Source organism: Bacillus sp. S2(2024), from assembly GCF_050474045.1.
Classification (GTDB): Bacteria; Bacillota; Bacilli; order Bacillales; family Bacillaceae_G; genus Bacillus_A; species Bacillus_A yunxiaonensis.
In genome coordinates this window covers 35,923-57,502 of sequence record NZ_JBFLUS010000005.1, presented here as the reverse complement: position 1 = coordinate 57,502, position 21,580 = coordinate 35,923, and the positions used below count along the sequence as shown (strand labels likewise).

Annotated in this window: 21 protein-coding genes and 2 pseudogenes; 16 read left to right on the top strand and 7 right to left on the bottom strand. The window is 32.3% G+C overall.

Annotated elements, in window-relative coordinates; translation table 11 throughout:
- Positions 1-139: 139 nt before the first annotated feature.
- Positions 140-1,042 carry an Rpn family recombination-promoting nuclease/putative transposase gene (locus AB1284_RS25190; protein WP_429761933.1) on the bottom strand — a complete coding sequence of 301 codons (903 nt, stop codon included), beginning with the start codon at positions 1,040-1,042 and terminating at the stop codon, positions 140-142.
- A 186-nt stretch (positions 1,043-1,228) separates the two neighbouring features.
- Positions 1,229-1,453: pseudogene (locus AB1284_RS25185) on the bottom strand (DDE-type integrase/transposase/recombinase); the annotation flags it as partial.
- 121 nt (positions 1,454-1,574) lie between these two features.
- Here AB1284_RS25185 and AB1284_RS25180 point away from each other — a divergent pair.
- From AB1284_RS25180 to AB1284_RS25170, 3 genes are all read left to right on the top strand, one after another.
- The gene (locus AB1284_RS25180; RefSeq protein WP_429761932.1) at positions 1,575-2,408 is read left to right on the top strand and encodes a VanW family protein; all 834 of its coding nucleotides are present in this window, start codon (positions 1,575-1,577) and stop codon (positions 2,406-2,408) included.
- Positions 2,409-2,756: 348 nt separating this feature from the next.
- Positions 2,757-3,335, top strand: a complete 579-nt coding sequence (locus AB1284_RS25175; protein ID WP_429761931.1) for a sigma-70 family RNA polymerase sigma factor — start codon at positions 2,757-2,759, stop codon at positions 3,333-3,335.
- Entirely contained in the window at positions 3,332-4,063 is a 732-nt protein-coding gene (locus AB1284_RS25170; RefSeq protein WP_429761930.1) for a DUF3600 domain-containing protein, read from the top strand. The genes AB1284_RS25175 and AB1284_RS25170 overlap by 4 nt, the downstream gene beginning before the upstream one ends.
- A 491-nt stretch (positions 4,064-4,554) precedes the next feature.
- Here the strand turns inward: AB1284_RS25170 and AB1284_RS25165 are convergent, their stop codons facing one another.
- Both AB1284_RS25165 and AB1284_RS25160 read right to left on the bottom strand, forming a co-directional pair.
- A complete protein-coding gene (locus AB1284_RS25165; RefSeq protein ID WP_429761929.1) occupies positions 4,555-5,877 on the bottom strand; it encodes a serine hydrolase domain-containing protein in 1,323 nt (440 codons plus the stop codon).
- Between the two features lie 712 nt (positions 5,878-6,589).
- Positions 6,590-6,979: pseudogene (locus AB1284_RS25160) on the bottom strand (recombinase family protein); the annotation flags it as partial.
- Positions 6,980-7,324: 345 nt separating this feature from the next.
- On the opposite strand from AB1284_RS25160, the gene AB1284_RS25155 reads away from it, so the two are divergent.
- The 3 genes from AB1284_RS25155 to AB1284_RS25145 all read left to right on the top strand — a co-directional run bounded on the left by AB1284_RS25155 (position 7,325) and on the right by AB1284_RS25145 (position 10,640).
- Positions 7,325-8,203, top strand: a complete 879-nt coding sequence (locus tag AB1284_RS25155) for a hypothetical protein (RefSeq protein WP_429761928.1) — start codon at positions 7,325-7,327, stop codon at positions 8,201-8,203.
- A 570-nt stretch (positions 8,204-8,773) separates the two neighbouring features.
- Positions 8,774-9,451, top strand: coding sequence for a GntR family transcriptional regulator (locus tag AB1284_RS25150; RefSeq protein WP_429761927.1), 678 nt, complete (start codon positions 8,774-8,776; stop codon positions 9,449-9,451).
- A gap of 241 nt (positions 9,452-9,692) precedes the next feature.
- A complete protein-coding gene (locus AB1284_RS25145; RefSeq protein WP_429762107.1) occupies positions 9,693-10,640 on the top strand; it encodes a DMT family transporter in 948 nt (315 codons plus the stop codon).
- Positions 10,641-11,153: 513 nt separating this feature from the next.
- Here AB1284_RS25145 and AB1284_RS25140 read toward each other — a convergent pair.
- Together AB1284_RS25140 and AB1284_RS25135 are read right to left on the bottom strand one after the other, a co-directional pair.
- Positions 11,154-11,549 carry a DUF5412 domain-containing protein gene (locus AB1284_RS25140; protein WP_429761926.1) on the bottom strand — a complete coding sequence of 132 codons (396 nt, stop codon included), beginning with the start codon at positions 11,547-11,549 and terminating at the stop codon, positions 11,154-11,156.
- 93 nt (positions 11,550-11,642) lie between these two features.
- Positions 11,643-11,825 (bottom strand): hypothetical protein, encoded by a 183-nt coding sequence (locus tag AB1284_RS25135; RefSeq protein ID WP_429761925.1) that lies wholly within the window; start codon positions 11,823-11,825, stop codon positions 11,643-11,645.
- 493 nt (positions 11,826-12,318) lie between these two features.
- Between AB1284_RS25135 and AB1284_RS25130 the strand changes: the two genes are divergently transcribed.
- The 10 genes from AB1284_RS25130 to AB1284_RS25085 all read left to right on the top strand — a co-directional run bounded on the left by AB1284_RS25130 (position 12,319) and on the right by AB1284_RS25085 (position 20,837).
- Positions 12,319-13,023 (top strand): lantibiotic protection ABC transporter ATP-binding protein, encoded by a 705-nt coding sequence (locus AB1284_RS25130; protein WP_429761924.1) that lies wholly within the window; start codon positions 12,319-12,321, stop codon positions 13,021-13,023.
- 11 nt (positions 13,024-13,034) lie between these two features.
- Positions 13,035-13,793, top strand: coding sequence for a lantibiotic immunity ABC transporter MutE/EpiE family permease subunit (locus AB1284_RS25125; RefSeq protein WP_429761923.1), 759 nt, complete (start codon positions 13,035-13,037; stop codon positions 13,791-13,793).
- The gene (locus AB1284_RS25120) at positions 13,793-14,560 is read left to right on the top strand and encodes a lantibiotic immunity ABC transporter MutG family permease subunit (RefSeq protein ID WP_429761922.1); all 768 of its coding nucleotides are present in this window, start codon (positions 13,793-13,795) and stop codon (positions 14,558-14,560) included. Before AB1284_RS25125 ends, AB1284_RS25120 begins: the two co-directional genes overlap by 1 nt.
- 24 nt (positions 14,561-14,584) lie before the next feature.
- Positions 14,585-15,253, top strand: a complete 669-nt coding sequence (locus tag AB1284_RS25115; protein ID WP_429761921.1) for a response regulator transcription factor — start codon at positions 14,585-14,587, stop codon at positions 15,251-15,253.
- Positions 15,244-16,623 carry a sensor histidine kinase gene (locus AB1284_RS25110; RefSeq protein ID WP_429761920.1) on the top strand — a complete coding sequence of 460 codons (1,380 nt, stop codon included), beginning with the start codon at positions 15,244-15,246 and terminating at the stop codon, positions 16,621-16,623. The genes AB1284_RS25115 and AB1284_RS25110 overlap by 10 nt, the downstream gene beginning before the upstream one ends.
- 312 nt (positions 16,624-16,935) lie before the next feature.
- Complete coding sequence (locus AB1284_RS25105) at positions 16,936-17,289, top strand: SdpI family protein (protein WP_429761919.1); 354 nt, start codon at positions 16,936-16,938, stop codon at positions 17,287-17,289.
- Positions 17,290-17,527: 238 nt separating this feature from the next.
- Positions 17,528-17,758, top strand: coding sequence for a hypothetical protein (locus tag AB1284_RS25100; protein ID WP_429761918.1), 231 nt, complete (start codon positions 17,528-17,530; stop codon positions 17,756-17,758).
- An 89-nt stretch (positions 17,759-17,847) separates the two neighbouring features.
- Positions 17,848-18,324: a DUF6756 family protein gene (locus AB1284_RS25095; protein WP_429761917.1), complete on the top strand. Its 477-nt coding sequence runs from the start codon at positions 17,848-17,850 to the stop codon at positions 18,322-18,324.
- A gap of 249 nt (positions 18,325-18,573) precedes the next feature.
- Complete coding sequence (locus AB1284_RS25090; protein WP_429761916.1) at positions 18,574-18,861, top strand: hypothetical protein; 288 nt, start codon at positions 18,574-18,576, stop codon at positions 18,859-18,861.
- A 962-nt stretch (positions 18,862-19,823) separates the two neighbouring features.
- The gene (locus tag AB1284_RS25085) at positions 19,824-20,837 is read left to right on the top strand and encodes a hypothetical protein (protein WP_429761915.1); all 1,014 of its coding nucleotides are present in this window, start codon (positions 19,824-19,826) and stop codon (positions 20,835-20,837) included.
- 233 nt (positions 20,838-21,070) lie between these two features.
- Here AB1284_RS25085 and AB1284_RS25080 read toward each other — a convergent pair whose 3' ends face one another.
- Positions 21,071-21,415 carry a hypothetical protein gene (locus AB1284_RS25080; RefSeq protein WP_429761914.1) on the bottom strand — a complete coding sequence of 115 codons (345 nt, stop codon included), beginning with the start codon at positions 21,413-21,415 and terminating at the stop codon, positions 21,071-21,073.
- Positions 21,416-21,580: the final 165 nt, after the last annotated feature.

Sequence of the window (21,580 nt, the reverse complement as noted above, 5' to 3'; positions counted from 1 at the left end):
AGCTACAAGTAAAAAAGCATTATCATTTCTGTAGAATTATAGGAAAGGATGGCCCCTAAAAGTAGTAATAGTTGCTGCGCCTTAATAAGGGGGTATATTAAAAAAGAAACGAAGTCAAATTGACTTCGTTTCTTTTTTGTTAATTATTTTTTTCTAGAATACGTTCAATCTCATCAACACTTAACTTGCTTGCTTTAGCAATCGTTTCAATTGGTACACAAAGTTCATGCATACCTTTAATCATTTGTATTCTTCCTTGCTGAACCCCTTCTTGAATACCCTCTCTTTTTCCTTCATTACGAGCATGAGCAAACTTTGCAGCCTCATCCATAAGAGCTTTTTCCCTTGCTTCGTATGCTTGTCGGAAAGAAGAATCTTGACTCATACGTTCCCATTTATTCATTGCCTTTTGTAAAATCGGATCTTGGTTCATCGCAATTTCCTCCAATGTTTGGGTTAATTGTTTATCCTCATTCGCTGGAAGTAATAACAACCAACGAACAAACGAATCTTCCCAGGGATTGACTTGTTCATTCCGCCATTGTTGCATGAGTTTCGGAATCTCCACAATATGGACTTCAATATCATCACTCAATACCTTCTGTTGTTGTTGATTCCATAGGATTCCTGTTGTATGGAATGCTTCATATTCTGAAAACATGACGAAATTTAACAAATTAATCGTAATTGTTTTGTGAAGAGAACTATATGGCATTCCCTTTTGTAACTGGGACGTATATAGCCTTCCCCAGTAATATAAACTTCTCTTAATCATGTCATGATTGTTATTCAACTGTATTTCTACATTTACCTTTGTGCCTGTATCTAATGTAGCGGAAATATCTAAAATCGATAATTTATCCTCTTCATGTTCTCGGTGCAAGTGTGGATCTTCTAATTGCAAGGAAACGATGGGTGATTCTAAAGAATCCTGTAACATAGCATTTAAAAAAGCAAGCAAAATATCTTCATTTCCACTTGTACCAAATAATTGTTTAAAAGCAAAATCAATGCGTAAATTCACTAATTGTTGGCTGGACATGGGTTTTCCTCTCCCCATCTCATATGATGTTTTTCTTTCATTGTACATAAAAGAGTGGTAACCATGCAAATAAGTACTTATCACAACAGACATAAGAACTTACACCAATATTTATGGTTTTTGGGGTTCTGGTGCAAAGATGATTTCAAAAAAACATAGGACATGAATTTCCTATTAACTTACGGATTATGCTGCAATGCCAAACAGTTTATCAATGAATTCTTTTCGATTTTGGGCAGACTTCATCCCTTGGTGAACTTGCCCTTTTTTCATCATATGTATAGCTTCAATGCCACGTACTATTGAAGTAGCAGTTTCATACGTTTTGAATCCCAGCATAGAGCGTACTCTTTTCTTAATGAAACGATGATCTTGTTCTACGATATTATTGAGATATTTCACTTGTCTCATTATTGACTACTGATAATGTGGCGTTATGTCGACTAACTCTGTATAGGATATACATCCAAAAGTATACAGTACATCATTTTTCTTTAATGGTATAATTAGGAAAAAGGGGAGAGGAAATAAAATGAATATAGTGAACTTACGTCCTAAACAGCGGTCTAAGTATCGTATTATGATAGGAACATGGTATTACTCTACAAAGAGGTACATCCAGTGGTTAGTAGACGGAAAAACATATGCAAAAACTTTACAACAAGAAAAGTTACCCTGTACAGCGATTCAGCACCGAACAATACTACTTCGTAAGCTCAAGGATGTAGATATGTGGTATCAACAGAATAAAGTTGTAAATTTAAAGATTGCCATTAAACAGCTAGATGGTATCGTCATTAGACCGGGAGAAACATTCTCTTACTGGCGTTTAATAGGTAAGCCTACTAGGAGAAAAGGGTATGTAGAAGGTATGATATTACACTATGGATCTTTTCAAGCAGGCATTGGAGGGGGACTTTGTCAGCTTTCAAATTTAATATATTGGATGACCCTACATACACCACTGACAGTAACAGAGCGATATCGTCATAGCTTTGATGTCTTTCCTGATTCCAAGCGGACCCAACCGTTTGGAAGCGGAGCGACTTGTTCCTATAATTATTTAGACTTACAAATTAAAAATGAAACGGACCAATCGTATCAACTTCATCTTTATATCACAGATAAACATTTAGTTGGTGAATGGAGAACAGCCTATCCGCAGCTTTATCAATATGAAGTTTATGAAAAAGAACACTCAATCCAATCTGCATACTGGGGTGGTTATATACGACACAATGTTATTCAACGTAGAGTATATAACCAACAGAAACAGTTTGTAGAAGATCAATATGTAACGGAGAATCACGCTATAATGATGTACGAGCCATTATTAGCTTATAATAACAAGGAAAATGAAGATTAATATAGCACACCAGTAGTTTATCCGGTTCTGGTGCAAAAAATAATGTTATTGTGTACACTGAAATTATGCATAGAAAGTGATACATAGAATTTTAAAATGACTTCCGCTAACGAGAATTATGTAAATACGAAACTCTTTCAGCAAGTAAATTGGAGGGGTTTTTTCTAGATATAGTGACTACTGATAAGTGAGGTTATGTTAACCAGCTCCTAAATAGGCGGCTGGTTTTTCATTTCTTAACGTATAATATTCACATTTTGTTATCTGAACTTCTAACTTTAAAAAAAAATCGAACGATATTTCCTTTTCTAACCAATATATAGTGTAAAGCATAAGGAGGGATCATAGGTGGAGAACCAGAATGAATATGACCAGCTCATTCAGCTTACTTTATCAGGTAAGCAAGAGATATACGGTGAGCTTTATGAAAGAACAATCCAGGATGTTTATAAAACCGTTCATTTTCTCATAAAAGAACGGGCAGATGTAGATGATGTGGTTCAGGATATTTATATCCAAGCATACCAATCTCTAAGTCAATTTGATAGGAATAAACCATTTCGTCCCTGGTTAATGGGAATTGTTGTACGGCAAATTTGTAATTACCGAAGGAAAACATGGACACGTTTTCGGATTCTGAAAAAGGCAGAAACCTATAAGAGAGTTGTTGAATTTGATTTTTCAAATGATGTAGTTGATAAAATCTCAAATTATGAACTCATTTCTTTAATTGATAAACTACCTTATAAACTCAAACAGGTCATTATCTTACGTTATTTGAATGAGTATTCTCAAGAAGAGATTTCCGGTATTCTGGACATTCCTCTCGGAACTGTTAAATCCAGAATTAACACTGCTTTGAAGAAGCTTCGTCAAAAAAGCCAAGCTAACAATATCTTTTTTAGAAAGGCGGAAAACGGACAATGAATTTAGAGAATCGAGTAAGAGAATCCTTACAAGAAAAAGGAAGAAAAGTAATTATACCACCTGAACTAAAAGAAAAAGTGATAAGTCAGATCATAGAAGGCCAAACTGCAAGAAAAAAGATGACAATGAAAAAACGATTGATTGCAAGTGGTTTAGTAGCGGCATTGCTAATTCCGACGAGTGCGTTTGCTTATCAATCCATTTTAGCAGATGGATTGTATGGATCATTTGAAAATCTCAAAAAACATGTTGCAAACGTAACTTTCGATGGGTATATGACTTTGAATGCAAAACTATTACAAGCAAAAGGAGATTTAGGGGAAAAAGGCTATAAACAGTTTAAAGAATATCTACATGTAATTACTGATGCTAAATTAAAATATGGAAACAAGAATGGACAGATTGATTTTGATAAAATGCCTCCTAAACAAGTAGCTGAGTATACAGGAGCCCTAACGGAAGCACAATTATATTTTGATAAATTTAATGAAGATATATCAAGTAAAGAAATCTTAACTCTTGAAGAATATAAACAGTATATTAAAGCTCTCATGACATATGAAAAAATATCGGCACAGGCGGAAGTAGATACAACTAAGGGACCCGTTGAGGTGAAGAAACTTCCTAAAGAACTTCAAGAAGAATTTCAACAAGCAAAGGATTTTATAGACTATGTAAACAACAAACAGCAAGCAATAAAAGAACAAGGACATACGTTTCAAAAATAGATATAACAAGAGCATATAAAATATAAAGTATAGTGAATTCTTAACTTTTGATAACAATAATTATGTAAAAAAGCTAGCATGAATCTAGCTTTTTCTTTTTTGATCATGGGTATTTTAATTTCTTTATTTATCATATTTTGAATGTATACTTTTATTAAGTATTTCGAGGATATTAGAGGATTTGGCGTGAGTTCAATGTTTTAGGTGATTTGAAAGTAAACTAATATTCAAAACTTTACATTAGACCAAGGTAAAAAAGAGTCCTATTAATTTAGGACTTTTTTTCGTTTTGGGGTAATTCTGAATTCTTAAGTTGATGGGCATGTATGGTGACCCCTATAAGTTCAATAAATTATATCTGGAAATAAAAGTAAGCCTATAACCTATTTTTACACGTATCTCGGTCGAACTCCTTTATGGGTGAGTTTCTTATAATTCTGCAGATGTTTTTTTTCATATGTGGATGAATTATTAACTAAAACTTATTAATTCTACTTTATTGCGATTGTTTTTTGATCTCCGTCAATAACAGTTAATGTATTTTGTTTAATTGTTATTAAAACCCCTATATTACGTAAAAAAAATTCATTCTCATTAATTGCATGTAATTCGAGTGGCATTGTATTTGGTAAATATATATATAAGTGATTATTTTTTTGTAATACCACCTCAATTGCATTTTCAGGATGCTCTTGTAAATAGTATTTGCCTACATATCCCTCCAACAATTCAGTTGATAAATGTATAGCTTTAAGTTGCTTAGGCTTTTTTGGTAAGACTAATTCATTTGTTTTTAGTGCCTTTTCAATCGCTTCTTCAATAGCTAGTTCGTAGGTTAATTCTTGCTCTTTACTGCGTAAAAAGACAAAGATGGTTTTAGATTGAAGAAAAATTTTAAGGGTGGTTGCATAGCCTGGCCAACCACCAGTATGAGACACGCATTTTCCCAGTTGTTCATCTTCATATATAATCCATCCCATTCCGTAAGGAAAAGATTGTTCTGCAGAAAGAGTTGATGGGGCAAAAGCTTGTTCAAGCAATTCTTTATTCCAAAGTTGAGCACAAATGACAGCACGCCCTAATTTCCATAAGTCCTCCACCGTTGAATAGATTCCTCCATCACCGGTAATATAATCTAAGCAAACAGTGCCCCTAGTTTCTTCAAATTCAACAGGATTAACATATTTACCATTATAAACATCATATACATATCCTTGTGCAATTTCATAAATATATTCTTCTATAAAAGTAGTTGAAGTTACTGTTGTATGCTTCATATTTAATGGTTTAAAGATAGCTTCAGTCATATACTCAGAAAAACTCTTATTAGTGACACGCTCAATCAACAGGGATAATAATACATAACCCGTATTGCTATATACCATTTGTTCACCTGATTCAAAGAGCCGAGGTGGTGCATATTGAGTCAATAGCTGTAGCACATCTTCATTTGAGGCAAATGTTGTTTCGTTCCAATGATTAGCAAACAATTCCATATAATCAGGTAAACCCGATGTGTGTTGTAAAAGGTGGCGCACAGTAATATTAGCATAAGGTAATTTTGCAAACCATTGGTTGATATCATCATCTAATTTGATTTTATTTTCTTGCACTAATAGTAAAATACCTAATGCTGTTAGAGATTTTGATACAGAAGCCAAGTTAAAACGTTGATTGAGTTGCATTGAAGCGTGCGGTTGAACAGAAGCTTCTCCATAAGCACCTTGTAATAGAATTTTTTTATCTTGTGCAAGCAATATAGTGCCATTAAACGTATTTTCAATCTGTTTTTTCACCTTATTCCAATCCATCATAGTCAATTTCCCCCTCAGAAATTTGATGTAAGCGTAAAAAATTGAAATACGTGGTCGATTTGTGATATTTTCTTATGAATTGACGTGTTCTAGCTTGACTTATGACATCACTCACTAGAGCTCTCTAAATAATAGGTACAAATTTACGCTTGTACAATCCATTCTACAATAAAAAATATGCAACTTGTTGTCAGTTTGAAACAAAGATGCACCGTTTGTAAGAAAGTGGTACCGTTTTGAAAAAAGTTTAACCGTTAATAGGGGTACAGACCCATCACCATCAAGCTAACAAAATAAAATACCCTCTAAAATGAAAAGATTAAAACTCACATAGAGTTCTTTAATCGAAAAGGAATAAACTGATGTAACCTTTTTTGTAAACGGTATAACTTTCTCTAAAACGGCACCTCCTTTTATAAACAGTACGATTTTATTTCAAAGGTACAATTCGTTTTCATAGTTCACATAAAGTTCAAAATTATAATCTTGAACTGGTAATATTTGTTATATAATAAAATTATTAAGACAGTTCTCCTTAGGTTAGTATGTCGTTTACGTAGCTCTATGATTTACCCTACCCTAAAAAGAACTTGTAGTGATTTCTACAAGTTCTTTTTGTATTTCTGGTTAAACATGGATGAAATAGTATGTAATTCTGTGACGTGTTTGATAGGCATGGGAGAGCAACACAATCCATTGAATTTCCACCTCTCTAATTTTTGATTCTTTCTTCATACTGTTTGGCAAGTTTATAAAATGAAGAACGTTTGATGCCATACTTTTTCATGGCTCCTACTGCAGTAATCGAACCGGATTTCCATTCCTTATAAGCTTCAATAAATTCTTCTGTTATTTCGATAGGAGGACGCCCTAAGTGTTTTCCTTGTTTTCTAGCAAGAGCAATTCCTTCAGCTTGGCGTTGTTTAATATCAATGCGCTCTTTTTCTGCAAAGGCTGATAATATTGTAAGGGTTGCTTTTTGAATTGCACTCTGAATAACATCATTTGTACTTTCACCAGTATAATTGACGTTAAGGTATGGTTCTTTTATAAATTGTAAATTCACTTTATGTTTTTCATAATATCTAAATTCTTCTAATGTGGGGTACTGACGCACATCCATCAACTTAAGAAATTGGTTGTTTCCCAAAACGAAAAAAGTGAGCTGAATTCTTATAAATAACTGTAGAAATATAAATTTTTCGTTTTGGGGATATTTCAAAATCTTAGCTTGATGGCGATGTGGCGGTACCCCATACCTATCAACTTAAGAAATACATTCTTCCCCCAAACGATAAAACCAAATTAGAAATTTTTCAATTTAATACTAATTGATCTTTGGAATCCAATAGTGTGCTCTCGATTTAAGTAAAGTTTAACTGTAATTTTTTACCTGAAACTATTATAATTTATTATATCGAAAATATATAAGAAAGAGAGAATTATCATGTTGAATATAGATATTAATCGTTTAACTGATATTTGTTTAGAATATCAACAGTCTAGATTTTATGTTACCAGAATACCTGAAGATTTCTTATCAAATGCAAATAAACGTTTCTCTATACCAAAAGATGATCGAATTATTGCTTTCTTAAGTTGCAATTTGTTTGGCTCAGGAAAATATGGTGTTTATTTTACAAGTTCAGGTTTATATTGGAAAAATTGGCTATTAGGTAAAGGGCATATGAAATGGGCTAAATTAAATGAAGTGCAACAAATCGAAATTGATAAAGATGGTTTTTTATCTTTTGATGCACAAAAAAGTTTTAATATTAACGGCAGTGATTATCCACCGCAGTTATTTAAAGAATTACTTATAACTCTTACAAATTCGTTCCACAATTCAAAGCAAAATGATATACATCCAGTTATAAAAATTGACGAGATAAAATCAATCTGCTCTTTGTTTGAGACGTACGATGAATTATTAGAACCTGATAATGGTTTATTTGTAGACACTCATATCTCAGACAAAAAGTTAAAGAAAGTTTTGGAGCGATATATTATTTCAAAGGAAGAAGAAATAATTGCTTTTTTAGATACATCTATCCTCGGTAATTTGAGTAAAGGATCAGATGGAGTATTAGTTTGTCAATCGGGTATATATTTTAGAGAAACTTTTGTACACCTTTATTTTCCGTGGCATATCTTTAGAAATATTCCTATTACTTTAATTTCAAATGAGTTAGAAATCGGAAAAGGAAACATATTTCATCTTCAACATGCTAGAATGTCTAGTCAAGATATTCTATTATTCATCAAGAATTTAAAACAGTATGTTAATGTGTTATATGAGGAAAATAAGTGTTCACCTAATATATGATAATATTCAATATAATTTGATGTTCATTTAATATAATATAAAAATACGCTATACGTTTTGTAGGAATATACAGTGGTCTGACCCCATTTGGTGAGCCAAAGAAAAAACACCTAGACAATTACTTTTAAATAAGCTTTCTACAAATGACTTTATCCTGTTATCTATTTTTAAAACAGTCTCAATCCACACTTTATTATTACTATTTATTATTGTGTTTGGAACTATTCTTACATCGTTTTTTTATGTAAAAAGTACAAATTATATTACACCCAAAGATATTTGCTTATATTCCTATATTGAACCATGGACTGCAATTCTATTTTCTGTATTATTTTTTTAAATTTCATACACAGCTTCTGAATCAATAGGGGCTTTTTGTCTAATTGGGGTTTTTGTATTATTAACTCAACTCAATCCACCAATTGAAAGAACCTTATCGCTAGTTAATAAGTAACAAAAAAACTTAAATAATACAGTTGTTAAACCTTTTACTTTTATAGTTTATTCTTCATTTTATTCCGTATATCATATATTATCGAAATCAAAATGAATAAAAGGAAGTGCCTTATCATGCCTATTCCTAAAAATTTTAATAAACAAACAAGATTTTCTGCAAAAAGCATTGTTTTAAATCAACTACAAGATTGGATTATTGAAGGTGTTTTAAGACCTAATGAAAAAATTAATGATACTGAACTAGCACAGGCTTTAGGTGTAAGTAGAACACCAGTAAGAGAAGCACTTCAAGTTTTAGAACTTTCTGGGCTTGTTGAAATGGTTCCAGGACAAAAAACTAAAATTGCTCCAATTCAAGTAGAAGATGTGCCATTAATTTACGAAACTATTGCAAGCATACATACCCTCGTGGGGAAACAAGCCATTAATAATATTAAGGAATGTGACATTGAAGAACTTACGTTAATAAATACAGAGTTTAAACAAGCTATTGAGAAAATGGATTCTAAAAAAGCATTAATATTAGACTTGAAATTTCACAACCTAATTGTTGAGATTTCAAAGAACAAATACATTGAACCGTTCTTAGAAAACTTACATCTTCATGCCTTGCGTTTTGAGTATATTTTCTTTCAAAACGTAATTCATGATAGACAATCTATAGATGAACACACAAGTATTATTAGGGCATTAGAAATTGGTGACTCATCATTACTAGAAAATACTATGTCTAATAACTGGTTACGTCCAATGAAAGATGTTCAAAATATTTTAGCTTCTAGGGATTTATAATTAGCTGTATAAAATATATTTAGTCTATAATTCCACATAATCTATATGACAAATTATCATTAGGTAAAATTCAACAAATGTATCTAGTGAGTTATATTTTGAAGTTATCATAAAATTTTTAACCATCGCGATATATTGCATTCAATATATGTTTTAAATGTTTATCTAAAATTAAGCGGAAGTGTTTAATTTATTGGAGGTGTTTTATTTGAATAAAGTTAATAAAGATCGAATTAAAGGAATGATTATGGTTGTAATTGGTGCTAGTTTATGGGGATTATCCGGAACCGTAGCTCAACAACTTTTTCAGCAAAAAGAAATTTCCACTGAATGGTTAGTTACAATTCGCTTATTAATATCCGGATTTATATTATTATTTGTTTCACTTTTTAGTAAAAATAAACACGAAATTGTTGCAATTTGGAAAAATAAACATGATGCTACTAAGCTCATTATTTTTGGGATATTTGGTATGCTGGGGGTACAATACACTTATTTTGCATCTATTAACGAAGGAAATGCTGCAGTCGCAACAATTTTACAATATTTAGCTCCAATTTTTATTACAATTTATCTGATTATCAAATTTAGAGCCTTACCTACTAAAATTGATGTTTTAGCAATAACTTTTGCAACCTTGGGTACTTTCTTATTATTAACCAATGGCTCAATAGATAACCTAACTGTATCAGTCCCTGCAATTGTTTGGGGAGTGTTATCTGGATTATCTTTAGCTTTTTATACCCTTTATTCCAAATCTTTATTAAAAAAATGGTCTTCTGCTGTTTTAGTTGGTTGGGGTATGATTATAGGAGGAATAGGCGTTACAATAGTTCATTACTTTTCTAAAAAAGGAATAATATTTTTGGAATCGATTGGGAACATCGATTTAAATACGCTATTACTAATTACTTTTGTAGTTATTTTTGGAACATTAATTGCCTTCTACCTATTCTTAGATAGTATTAGATACATTTCACCTAAAGAAACTACTTTATTAGGCTGTACTGAACCACTTTCTTCAATTCTTTCATCTGTAATTATTTTGCATATTCCTTTCTTATTTTTCCAAATCATTGGGGCCATATGTATCATTATTGTAGTGATTTTATTAAGTAGAAAACCTGTAGAAAAAGAAAACACTATTACTGTACTAAATAACGAAAATCTTAATACTAACCCCAAATAATAGAAATCCCGACTTTTTATCCAAAAATATTCTCCTTCCTAAAACACGTGAAGCGTAATAGATCAGCTTTAGGTGGGAGATACCTTTCGAATGGTCCATTAAGTTTTTCACTTTGGCTATACCAAACCAGTGGTTTAGTGTACACTTGTAAATTCTTATTTGGATTAATTTCCTACAAATAATTTCGCCCGCTTAAACTGATAGGGGTCACCATACATGCCTATGAACTTAAGAAAAGTAAACACCCCAAAAACGAAAAAAGAGCTGACTTCTCCAAATAACTAACTGTAGAAAAAGAAAATTTTCATTTTGGGGGTACTTCAAAATATTAGCTGCTACCCCATCGCTATCAAGCTAAGCTCATACAACGTCAATTATAGTAGAGGTATCGCTAGCATTTTTGAAAAAACCCACGCTAAGCAAAAAATACAAAAAAACCGTCCATCAGGACGGCTTTACTTTTTACATAATTCTCGTTAGCGGAAGTAATTTTTTGTTGTGTTATTTATTAATTTATCTTCTGAAATCGTATGTATCTCCAGGAACATTTAATGTATGTCCGTTAATGATTACTGTATTATTGTCTTGCCAAAAAATTTTTGCCGTATCTTCTCGGTAATTCCAATACACATTCTTTGTCTTAAAATATTTGCGGTGATTAAATACTAACTCCCCTCTAACAGCAAAACTCGTTGTCGCTCCGCCGTCTGTTAGGTAAGCTTTAAATGTATATGTTCCGTCAGGAGATTGTTCTTCAGCAATCTTTTCACCTGTCGGTAATCGATCCATACTGAAAAACGCCCAATACACTCCGTATACGAACAAACCAACTATACAAAATAATACAATTAACGATTTTCGTTTGGTTTTCTTAATTTCTTTTTCAATTTCTTTCTTTGTAAAATTCATGTTTTATCTCCCATTAATGACTTTTATAGCAAACCCCTCCCAAACGGAGAGGGTTTTCATCCTTTACCCTGTTTTTCAACAATGCAAAAGCAATTAAAATGCTTGTTTCTTATACTCTCTTATGTATTTGAATAACAAAGTTGTCCCTGCTATATTAGATACAATGCTGACCCCTAACATCACAGTCCATGCAACATTCTGAACGTTCATTGTCAAAGTTAACATGAGAAAGCACATACCAATTGCCACAAACAAGAAACCTAAACGTTTATCCATGATTTCACACCTCTTTCTTCCTAATTGTACCATTTAAGAGAACCAATTTGTTTAGATTTTTGAATGTATAGGATATACATGCTCGGTTAACATAACGCATCATTATTAGTAGTCAACAATGGCTAGAATTTTCGTTATGGGGGGATTTTGATTTTTTAGGTTGATGGTGATGTGGCGATACCCCTAATAGAAATAACAGTAAGTTCTATGCCGTAAACAGTGAAATAATTTTTGCTTAGCGTGGTTTTGTTAGCTTGATGGCGATGTTGCCGTACCCCCTGTTTACTGTAAAATGAGGGTTTAGGTACACTTTTTAATCAAACTTTAAATAGTAGCTACATTAAACGTTATTTTGCATATCTTTAGGCAGATGGTTGAACAGGATTTTATCTGATCAATCATCTGTTTTTTATATTTCTTCTTCAATATTGATAAAGTCTTGATTTTTAATTGTTAAACTCCATCTATAAAGAAGAAAAGGAGTTATCTGAAGATGAATGATGAGTATATTTTACAAACTAGACAGTTAACCAAGAAATACAGAGGAGCTACTGTTATAAATGATGTATCAATCAATGTAAGAAAGAACACCGTATATGGTCTTTTGGGGCCAAATGGGGCAGGAAAGTCTACAACGCTAAAAATCATATCAGGCCTGCTCAAGCCAACATCTGGAAAGGTAATTTTCAATGGAGATCAGTGGACTAGAGAGGATTTGCTTCATATTGGTTCTTTAATTGAAAATGCCCCACTTTATGGAAATTTAACTGCTAAAGAAAATTTGGAGGTCATAAATACAATTCTTGGGTTGCCAAAAGAGCGAATCCAAGAGGTTCTTCAAATTGTTGGCTTAACAAATACGGGAAGTAAAAGAGTGATGAACTTTTCAATGGGAATGAAGCAGCGTCTTGGCATTGCCATTGCCATCTTGAATCGTCCAAAGCTATTAATCCTAGATGAGCCTACTAATGGATTAGACCCTATTGGGATTCAAGAATTAAGGGAAATGATTGCTTCTTTTCCACAGCAGGGCATTACAGTCCTTTTATCTAGCCATTTGTTATCGGAAGTTGAACATTTAGCTGATGATATCGGCATCATCAGCGATGGGATACTAGGCTATGAGGGAAAATATCATTCATATGAAAATTTAGAAATGCTTTTTACCGATGTTGTACGAAAACATAGAGCTCAGTAGGAGGTTATTGTATGTATTTATATTTGAAGTCAGAAATCATAAAAACAAAAAGAACAACGATAAGAAAAATGCTGTTGATAATTCCCTTAATATGCTCTCTCCTTGCAATAGGCCTTAATTTTGTTGGAGGTCCAAGCATTATACGCTTGAGTGCAGAAACCATCATCAACCATTGGGGGATATTATGGCTCTCCGTATTTATTGCCCTTACGGCAGGACTTTTAAATAATCTGGAAAAAAAATCAACGAATTTTAAAACGATCTTAGGTTTACCGATAAATCTTCAAAAAAAGGAAATGAGTAGAATTGTATTAGTAATTGGATTTGTAATGCTAGGGTCTCTTCTATTAGTTGCTACTATTAGCCTAACTAGTTTGCTGATCCAAACAAGTCCACATTTAGTTTCACTCTCTTCTTGTATTTTGGCGGTTATCTTGATGTTTGTTACTTCACTATGGCAGGTTCCATTTTGTTTATGGCTGTCAAGAAAAACGAACTTCTTCATCACTTTATTATTGAATAGCATGCTTAATTTAAGTTTAGGTGCATCTTTTTCTCCTACGGAGGATTGGTGGTTCATTCCATATAGCTGGCATTTAAGAGTGCAAATGCCTTTAACGAAACTGCACGCTAATGGAATACCCTTGCCACAAAACGATGAACTGCTAAGTTATTCGGTGATTCCAATTGCTCTTGTTTTAAGCATTCTATTCTTTTTTGTACTTACTTTGATGACTGTTAGATCGTTTAATAAAATGGAGGTGAAATAATGCAACAATTTTATCGATGTGTGTTGGCAGAGTTTAAAAAAAGAAAGCGAAGTATATTTCTGTTATTACACTTGGGTATTCCCTTCATTTTACCTGGTACTTTAATGGTATACTTCTTATGTAGGAATGTTCCTATAAGTGCAGAAGCAGGCTACGGCATTTTGTTCGAATTAATTGGAGTTGGTACACCGGTCATTATTTCCATTATTTGTGGAATGGTCGCCGATTCTGAAAATGAAGCAGGCCATTTTCAAAATATACTTGGAGTGATTCAGAGTAAAACCAACTCATTCATAAGTCAAACAACGATGATGATTTTTTCTTATAGTGCTTCAATATTTTTAACAATATTAATCTATACCATGGCTTTGAAGTTTCTAGTTGGTGTGAATGGAGTTTATTTCACTCCCTACTATGTAACGGGTATAATTTTTACAGTATCATCTATCTTTCAGTATTTTTTCTATCAAGTTATTGGTTATAAGTATGGAATAGGGATTTGTAGCATATGTGGGTTTGGAGGAGTGATCATCACTGCTGTTTCTCTTACCACACTAGGAGATAATATTTGGGGATTTCTGCCTTGGACATGGACAAATCGATTTAGTAAATATGTAATTGATTATTTAATAGGTATAGATGTAAAGTTGGATAGCGACCCAATGCTGTTAACGGGAGGTTATTCTTTCTTTATTCTTACAACAGGAATGATTCTTCTAAGTATCGTTTGGATTAATCGTTGGCCCGGAAGGAAAACAAACGATTAAATAGAATTAAAGGGGGAACTAAATATGGCAAATATCTTAGCAATTGATGATGATGATGCAATTCTAAGACTAGTCAGGAAAATGTTAGAGTTGAAAAAACATAAGGTTACAACTCTACAAAATATAAAAGATATCACAATAAAGGAAATAAATGAATATAATCTTATCTTACTAGATGTCATGATGCCTGGAGAAGATGGCTTTAAAATTTGTGAGAAAATTAGACCTTTAATTGATGTACCAATCATTTTTATGACAGCCAAAAGTGATGAAAGTTCAATTATAAAAGGTTTATCATTTGGTGGAGATGATTATATTGTAAAACCGTTTAGTATACATGAAGTGAATGCACGAATCGAGGCCCATTTAAGACGGGAATTCAGGCCAAAAAGAGGAACCAAGAGTGTATTTATAGATGGTGATATTCTTATTGATTTGGAAGCAAAAAAAGTGATCATCCAAGGAAAGGAAGTAAGTTTCACTAGGACTCAATACAAAATCTGTGAACTGCTTGCTTTGCATAAAGGGAAAATCTTTTCCAAAGAAGATATTTATGAATCTGTCTATTCAATAGAAAGTGATTCTCAAATTTCAACGATTGTTGAACATATTAGAGTGATAAGAAAAAAATTTTTCGAATTTAATTTAACCCCCATCAATACAGTCTGGGGTGTAGGTTATATATGGGAATAAAGAATTCGGTTTCAGCTTATTTTGTTAAATCGATAATAAAATTAATTTTTGTTGGTTTACTTATTTTGATGTTAAATATCGGAATCGTAATAGGGGGAATCAATCACCACCTTTTACTTCCGGCAAATGAGCCGATCAATAAAGCAGAAAAAATCCAAAATGATGTTGTAAACGCCGATTATATTGATACCAACATCATCCCCTCTGAATTGGATTACGCGATTTTTAATAAACAGACAAACGAAATGGTAAAGAGTAATATGGGCCAGAGGAATAAGGAAAAAGCAAAAGAAGCTTTTCAGAATCCTACTAAGGGCAAAAGTTCTTTTATAAGGTATGATAGTAAAAATGAAACGATTTTGATTTATTATAACTTGAAAGTTCAGTTCGCAAAAGTTGAACTAAGAAAGGTATTTCCTAACCCTGGTGTATGGCTATCCATCCTTTCAATTTTGATTTATTGTATTTATTTAGTCTGGAATATTAGAAGTTTCTCTCAAATTATTATCCAAGAAAATCAAAAGCTTATTAAAGTAGCCGGTAAAATAAAAGAAAGGGATCTGAATATCAAATTTCCGCGAGTTCGATTTAATGAGTATAAGGATGTAATGGGTGCAATGGAAAGTTTATCAGAAGCATTGGTTAAATCCATTCAAAAAGAAATAGAGATTACTAACTCAAAGGCGGAACAAATCAGCTATTTAATACATGATATTAAAATTCCGATGACCGTAATAAAAGGGAATATAGAACTTTTGGAAGTAATGTCAACTGATGATACAAAGGAAAATTTTAGTGATATTATGAATTCTATACAACAGGTTGAACGATATATTCAGGAAGTTATCGATATCAATCTGAACAACAAGCAAATAAATACGAATAAAGATGAAGTAGCTGTCAATGATTTTTTATGCAAGCTAGAATCCGAAGTAAGAAGCTTAAGTAATAATATAATCGTCGAAGATTTTACTGAGAAAGGAACTAGCTTTTTTATAGATGTAAGTCTCCTTATTCGAGCAATAAATAATGTCGTACTAAACGGAATAGAAAGAACACCGCAGAATGAAAAAGTACAATTAATCGTCAGGCAGGATAAAGATTTTATTCAATTCATTATCATTGATCAAGGACCTGGCTTTTCAGAGGAAGCTCTTAAAAAAGGGGCTGAACTTTTCTATACCGAAAACTATGGACGGACGAATAACAGTCATTATGGCATTGGATTGACGTTCACTGAAAAAGTAATTAAGCAACATAATGGAAGTATGAAGCTTAGCAATAATGCAGCTCACTCTGGGGAGGTACTGATAGAATTGCCAGTATTAAACCGGTATTCTGAAAAAAGGTTAATAAATCACTTGGATTAATACAAGGATAATAGGGGGCACCATACATTTCCATCAACTTAAGAAATTAGATATTCCTCAAAATGAAAAAAATGAGCTGAATTGTTATACATAATTGTGGCAAGATAAAGTTTTCGTTTTGGGGATTTCAAAATATTAGTTTGATGGACATTGGTGCTATCCTTGGGAGGAATGTGCTTTTTGTTTTACTATTGATAATGTTACGTTATGTTAACCTAGCATGTATATGATATACATGTCTGTTTTTATTTTATCTAAAGGATTTTAAGTATAAATTGGGGTATATATATATTATTAAAGGGGGATTAAAACTTGGTTGAACGCATTATCTGTTTAAGTATTCCTGCTTTTATTATCATTATTTCGCTCCTTTGCCCTGTATTTGCTAAAAGAGAGCCTAATCTGTTTATAGGATACAGGACTTGGCGTTCTATGGGGTCAAAGGAAGGTTGGATAAAAGGCAATTTACAGTTTGGAAAATATCTATTTAGAATTGGCTGTATATATCTCTTTTTTACAATCGGAATCGTATCTTTTTTTAAACCTTATACAGGACAAATGATGATAGCAACAATGATTGGTATGGTTTTTACTTTTGGTTTATCCATGTACCTAACAGAGAAGTTTTTAAAAGGTATAGGCATAAGTAAATACAATAATTTTTAAAAATTATACATATAATTCATTTCCAATAACGAGAATTATGTGAACACAAAAGTCCCCCAGTTAAAAAATCTGGGGGACTTTTAATAGTCTTTTAAATACATTGAATCCCGATAATGATACGTTATGTTAACCCCATATGAATAGAATATACAGGATTCCTTGTTCAACTAACGGGGCAGTTTAGTTGAATAAGGAATGATATAATATACACATTATTACTAGTGGAGATGATGAAAAAATGGAGCAAATAGTTAAAGAAATTTTCTCCCCAAGTAAGAAATACAAAGTTCAAATTATTAAACGGAAAGATATTTTTTTTACCACAGAAGTCTATATGTGGCAGGAAGATTGTGGCTATGAATTTTGGAGTCCCATTACAGGAGGATTATCTTTGATTGACACTGAAGAAAGAGCTATACCAATAGCTATTGAAGAGTTAAGAAATTATTCTGGTGAATTTATTAGTTAATAATCCGCAACTAACGCATGCATTAGTTGCGTAAAAGAAATATAGAAATATAGTTGCACGAGCTAAGTAATTAATAAGAAGGTGTATAAATGAAAAATGTTGTAAGAACAGAAATAAATTCTATGCTTAAAGAAAATATGATTCCTAAAGAACTACTAAGTGAAGTGGGTATTCATCAATGGGAAAATATCATACAGAAATTTGAACAGGCTTTTATTAAAAAGTCCCATTATACTAATCAAATATCATGGTATTGGCTATTTCTAAAAAGTGATGGCTATTCCGTTCATTTCATAGATGATGACGCATATAAGCATCTTCATAAATTAGTTGATGAAAATGAAAGAATATTTTTTATGGTAGAGGAAAAAAGCGCTAAACCAAAATTCTGGGTTTATGAGGGAAACATAACGATGATTCAAAAGATCATTGATGAAACCTTTGCATTTGAGTATTACATTTTTTCTAAGAAATTTGAATGGCTTCTATGTGAAAATCACCACGGTATTCTTATTGGATTCGGAGATAAGATTATTGAAAAAATGAAATTATGCTTATTGAACTAACGCATGCTTTAATTTATCAGGAAATTAAGAGATTTTAACTTCCAATAACGAATTTTACGTCAACTAGCACCTCTTATGGAGAGCTAGTTGTTTTTTTTACAGTAGCAAGGATGAGATTCCACTTCTAGAAACTATCTTAGCGTATGATATCCACGTTTTGCCGTTAACACCCCTTATATAAATATTGGAAAACATAACCACTAATTGTTATGTTTAAATTCATAATATATTTTAAGGAGTTTACCATTTATGAAGAAATTCACCTGGAGATTATTTATAGCTATTGGAGCTAGCCTTCTTCCGTTTCTTCCAATAATCATTAACGCACCTGATTGGCTTAGTTACGTTATACTTTTTAGTCCGTATATTGGTATTTATTTTTCCATTCGAAGTCTAGCAAAAGAAGGACATTCTTGGGTTATTGTTCCATGTTTGTTTATATCAATCTTTTTAGCAATTTATCGGTTCATTCCAACACTGTTTATTATAATTATGTTCTTAGATTCTTTAATGGGAAATCAGTCTCCTATGCATTAGTATTTGCCGACGAATTGTTATCAGGTATTTTTTATTTTTTCTTTTGATCTTGTCTTTTTGGGTTTCCATTGCTTTTTGTTTGGAGTGCTGGCTCGTCGTGTGGGGGCGAGACCCCACGGGTTGCGTAGCATCATAACGGATAAGAACGAATCCAGGACGAATGATCTTGGCGGTTCGGCTCGTATACTTGAGAATCCAAGCCGAGAACCATTGCATTGCTTTTTGTCCTTCGGCTTGGCCAGAAAAGCAAACGAGCCGAAAAAAGTTTTGCAAGGATGAAGCAAAGCGGAAAGGGTGGAGATTTTTGAGTGTTTTTCTCAAAAATACAACCCGTTCCTTGCGGAACTTTTAGCCCTAAATATAAGAATGAGATAGTAATAAGTAGAAAAATATAAGTTAAACCAGTTATATCAACAATTCATACTTTTAGTTAGCGTATCAAATTTGATACGGTCTTATTGGGGTAGCGTCAGGAAAATGCGGATTTACAACGTTAAGGAAATTCTCATATTAAAAAGCCTAATTTCACAGCATTTTTTAAGAAATTAGGCTTTTTAAGTTACTCCCTTAAAGCGCCCTTTAAGGGGGTACGGCAACCATTCCTTCTTTTATGAGCCACTCGGCAATTTTCATAGCTTTTAAGGTGTTTTGCTATACCGAATATGAATTCGGTATAGTTATTCAATAAAAAGTCAGTAGTTTTCTTTACCGAACACGTAATTTCTAACTTTAATTTCACTTTACCGAATACAAAAAATTAAAAAAGTAGGCTTATTTAGTACATTTTTTTGAGTGGCTCCAAAAGTAACGAATGGTTGCCGTATGCCAGTATAGGTGGAATGTCAAGAACTTAAATAATAAAGGTTCACACTATATAAAAGTTAAAGAATATGACTAAGGAAAAGAAGGCTTTGAACTGTGCTGCACATTCAAGAATTAATTCTTACGTAGGGAGTGCTTATATGAAAAGCATGAAAAATGTAATATTGCTAGTAGTATGTTTCATATTTTTAAGTGGTTGTAATCAAAAAAATGAAGCTGAGGTACAAAACTATATAAAAGAGAAACACGGAATCGATGTTGAGGTTACAAAATGGAGCTCGATAAATGAAAATAATATGGGATTTACATTCCATACTGTGCAAGAAAAAAATAACAAATATCTAAAATTCCGAGTAAAGGTACAAGGTCTCCTCTATTCATCTATAGTAGGTGATGAATACCAATATGGTAAAAAAACATATGAAGAATATAAGAAATTCAAACCAACTCTAGAAGAAATGAAAAAATTAGGGTACGTGGAAACTGAAAATGATAATGCTCTTCAATATATGTTAGATAATCAAAATCCAGAAGAAGGAAGCCCGACAGATGAGTTGCTATTAACTTTGAAAATGAGCAACGAAATTGACTTTAGCCAATTGGATTCCGTAGAATTAGATCGTTTATATACTCTATTTCAACTCATTCAGAAGAATAATAAAAAGATAACAGAACTAGAAATTAAGGATCAAAATGGTAAATCTTTAGGTGGACCTTTTAAAAATGTACAAAAAGTGATAACAAAAGAAGAACTGTTACTAACAATGAAATCTACGATGTCAGATGCCATAGACGAATATTGGGAAAATTGGATTAGAACGCACACCAAAGTAGAAGAAAGATTACATGAAATGCAAAACGATCGATTTTCAATTAAAGATATTACTTATATAAGTTCGGATAATGAGGAACTTCGAAAATATATAGTGCTTTTAGCACTTAATAGCGACGGTGTATTTGAAAACAATCCCCCTTTAATTGAGGATTTAATCAAAGTAACCACAATGCTTAAAGAAGAACTATATAATAAAAATTTTGTCATAGATCTAACCAATAAGACTGGAACATTATATATAACTTGGTTATCATCAAAAGAAATTAAAGAAGCAAATAACATCGAAGATCTTGTAAAAGAGAGATTTCCTACGAATTAAATGTAAAGTCCTTTTCATGTTTGTTATTTGATGTGAAAGCATGATATTTCGAAGTCTCAACCCATGCCCATCAACTTAAGAATTTTATAACACCCCAGGCTGAAAATTTCGTGTGTTTTTAATAGAAAACGGATTAAATTTTCAGCCTGGGGTATTTGCTTTTCTTAGCTTGATGGCGATGGGGTGCTGCCCCTAATACTAAAAAAAGAGAGAGCATATAGCTCTCTCTTTTTTTAACGATCAACCTGAAACGAATAAGTATTAACAGTTCCATTATAAGATGCATTAGTTTGAGAATAATAGACCATTGATACTCGATATTGTCCAGCTCCACACCCAGAAAGGCTTAAAGCTTTTGTAGGCGTTGGATAATTAAATGATCCAGATGCTGAAGTTTTATTCATCCAATAAGAACCAGTCCAATATTGTAAGTAAAAAGTATAAGCCCAGTTAGGGGCTCCGCCTATAATACCGCCTCCATAATAAGTGCATGAAACATCAACAGAAGTTGCACCACTTTTATAATAATTTGCATCGGTACATAAAGAAAATGTAGCTTGATTTGAATTACAAGGCATAATAAAATCCTCCCTTTTTATTGATATAGCTCAGGTATGATTCAGGGACATAATATTTAAATTGTTTTTTATGTCAAATAAATCATCTCCTTATCTAATTAAGTGAAAATACAGCATAAAAATTAAAAGAATCTAATTTTTTTTTGGAAAATTTCTTTAAACAGG

Coding starts and splice junctions, on each gene's coding strand:
- AB1284_RS25190 (WP_429761933.1), bottom strand. CDS start 1,042: ATGTCCAGCCAACAATTAGTGAATTTACGCATTGATTTTGCTTTTAAA.
- AB1284_RS25180 (WP_429761932.1), top strand. CDS start 1,575: ATGAATATAGTGAACTTACGTCCTAAACAGCGGTCTAAGTATCGTATT.
- AB1284_RS25170 (WP_429761930.1), top strand. CDS start 3,332: ATGAATTTAGAGAATCGAGTAAGAGAATCCTTACAAGAAAAAGGAAGA.
- AB1284_RS25165 (WP_429761929.1), bottom strand. CDS start 5,877: ATGATGGATTGGAATAAGGTGAAAAAACAGATTGAAAATACGTTTAAT.
- AB1284_RS25155 (WP_429761928.1), top strand. CDS start 7,325: ATGTTGAATATAGATATTAATCGTTTAACTGATATTTGTTTAGAATAT.
- AB1284_RS25150 (WP_429761927.1), top strand. CDS start 8,774: ATGCCTATTCCTAAAAATTTTAATAAACAAACAAGATTTTCTGCAAAA.
- AB1284_RS25145 (WP_429762107.1), top strand. CDS start 9,693: ATGATTATGGTTGTAATTGGTGCTAGTTTATGGGGATTATCCGGAACC.
- AB1284_RS25140 (WP_429761926.1), bottom strand. CDS start 11,549: ATGAATTTTACAAAGAAAGAAATTGAAAAAGAAATTAAGAAAACCAAA.
- AB1284_RS25135 (WP_429761925.1), bottom strand. CDS start 11,825: ATGGATAAACGTTTAGGTTTCTTGTTTGTGGCAATTGGTATGTGCTTT.
- AB1284_RS25130 (WP_429761924.1), top strand. CDS start 12,319: ATGAATGATGAGTATATTTTACAAACTAGACAGTTAACCAAGAAATAC.
- AB1284_RS25125 (WP_429761923.1), top strand. CDS start 13,035: ATGTATTTATATTTGAAGTCAGAAATCATAAAAACAAAAAGAACAACG.
- AB1284_RS25120 (WP_429761922.1), top strand. CDS start 13,793: ATGCAACAATTTTATCGATGTGTGTTGGCAGAGTTTAAAAAAAGAAAG.
- AB1284_RS25115 (WP_429761921.1), top strand. CDS start 14,585: ATGGCAAATATCTTAGCAATTGATGATGATGATGCAATTCTAAGACTA.
- AB1284_RS25110 (WP_429761920.1), top strand. CDS start 15,244: ATGGGAATAAAGAATTCGGTTTCAGCTTATTTTGTTAAATCGATAATA.
- AB1284_RS25100 (WP_429761918.1), top strand. CDS start 17,528: ATGGAGCAAATAGTTAAAGAAATTTTCTCCCCAAGTAAGAAATACAAA.
- AB1284_RS25095 (WP_429761917.1), top strand. CDS start 17,848: ATGAAAAATGTTGTAAGAACAGAAATAAATTCTATGCTTAAAGAAAAT.
- AB1284_RS25090 (WP_429761916.1), top strand. CDS start 18,574: ATGAAGAAATTCACCTGGAGATTATTTATAGCTATTGGAGCTAGCCTT.
- AB1284_RS25085 (WP_429761915.1), top strand. CDS start 19,824: ATGAAAAGCATGAAAAATGTAATATTGCTAGTAGTATGTTTCATATTT.
- AB1284_RS25080 (WP_429761914.1), bottom strand. CDS start 21,415: ATGCCTTGTAATTCAAATCAAGCTACATTTTCTTTATGTACCGATGCA.